This window comes from Citrobacter sp. wls619, from assembly GCF_005281345.1.
GTDB lineage: Bacteria > Pseudomonadota > Gammaproteobacteria > Enterobacterales > Enterobacteriaceae > Citrobacter.
This window is the reverse complement of the sequence record NZ_SZXJ01000015.1, coordinates 1-684: the sequence shown is the minus strand read 5'-3', so window position 1 is coordinate 684 and position 684 is coordinate 1. Positions and strand designations below refer to the sequence as shown.

General features: G+C 65.9%; 1 protein-coding gene. It reads left to right on the top strand.

The genetic code is table 11. The features are described 5' to 3' along the window. Positions 1-349: 349 nt before the first annotated feature. Positions 350-604 (top strand): hypothetical protein, encoded by a 255-nt coding sequence (locus FDX19_RS25040; protein ID WP_170974330.1) that lies wholly within the window; start codon positions 350-352, stop codon positions 602-604. Positions 605-684 lie beyond the last annotated feature (80 nt).

The following is a 684-nucleotide window of genomic DNA, read 5'->3' as shown; positions in this document are numbered from 1 at the left end:
CCCGCCGTGAGCGGCTCGTGTTCGCATAATCTGCATTATGTCTGGCGCCCCCGCGTTCAGCCCCTCAGTCCGTGCCACGTGCAGCAGCTCACTGGCGTTCGCTCCTGCCGGTTGAGTGCGGCACGCCTTACGCGGCCCCGCAGTCGCCGCCATCCCTGGCGGCTCCGGTGCGCCACTCCGGCCGCGTCGTCGGGTGAAAGCCCGTTAAAAGAGGTTGTCGGCCTGCGGCCTCCGCTTAAGGGCTTAATGCCCTCCCGGCTGCGTCTGTCTGCGGCGGCTCGCAGTCGCTACGCTCCTCGCTCGTTCCCGCCTCGCCAGCTTCCGCTGCCCGCCCTGGTCCGGCGTTGTCATGCAAAGTCAAACCCCGGTCGGGCAGCGGAGGACCAGAGCGCCGTCCCGGCGCTTGCGGGCTCTGTGCCGCCCGCACCCGCAGAACCCGCGCCAGCCACGCAGCAAGCTGCGCGTCTGTCACGGGTTGCTGTGGGAGCCGCAACGCGGCCCCGGAGGAGAACCACTAATGACAGGGCGTGACGGCGGTGGTATGGTGAACGGGCTTAAAAAGGCGCGTCGGGAAAACCGGGTTAACGTGCTGTTAAATAAGTAAAAGGTGATGGCCGGGAAGCCAGAAACGGCGCGGGCGGTAGCGTGTTAAAAAGTGTGATGGTACCGGAATCGTTCCGATGA